The organism is Thermosynechococcus sp., from assembly GCF_046299635.1.
Taxonomy (GTDB): Bacteria; Cyanobacteriota; Cyanobacteriia; order Thermosynechococcales; family Thermosynechococcaceae; genus Thermosynechococcus.
Genome location: NZ_JBKBHV010000069.1, coordinates 1 through 665 on the forward strand (window position 1 = coordinate 1; position 665 = coordinate 665).

Here is a 665-nt window from a genome sequence, read left to right on the forward strand (position 1 = left end):
CCTCCCTTGGGTGGGTGGGCGGACTGTTGATTGCCTATCCTGGCTAAAGCCTCACCGCGCGCAGTCTCAGCGCATTGCCGATGACGCTGACCGAGGAGAGCGCCATTGCGAGCGCCGCAAGGGCAGGCGAGAGAAGCCAGCCGAAGACGGGATAAAGCAGGCCAGCCGCCACGGGGATGCCAAGGGCGTTGTAGCCGAAGGCGAAAACGAGGTTTTGGCGGATGTTGCCCATCACCGCGCGGGACAGACGCCGTGCGCGCACGATGCCTTGCAGATCACCGCCCAGCAGCGTGACGCCGGCGCTCTCGATGGCGACGTCCGAACCCGCCCCCATGGCGACGCCGACATCGGCTGCGGCGAGGGCAGGGGCATCGTTGACGCCATCCCCCGCCATGGCGACGATCCGACCCTGCGAACGAAGCTGTTGAACCACAGACGCCTTATCCTGCGGCAAAACCTCCGCCTGGACTTCGTCGATGCCGAGGCGCCGCGCGACCGCTTCGGCCGTCGTCCGGTTGTCCCCGGTCATCATCACCAGCCGCAGACCGGCCGCTTTCAGCGCGAGGATCGCAGCCGGCGTGGTGGCCTTGATGGGATCGGCGATGCCGATGACCCCGGCCGCCTTTCCGTCGATCGCCACGAATATGGCGGTGGCGCCGTCGTGG

At 67.4% G+C, this 665-nt stretch carries 1 protein-coding gene; it reads right to left on the minus strand.

All coding sequences use genetic code 11. From position 1 onward, the window contains the following. Nucleotides 1-43: 43 nt before the first annotated feature. On the minus strand, nt 44-665 hold a 622-nt coding region (locus ACK4IR_RS12370), incomplete at its 5' end, for an HAD-IC family P-type ATPase (RefSeq protein ID WP_409874641.1).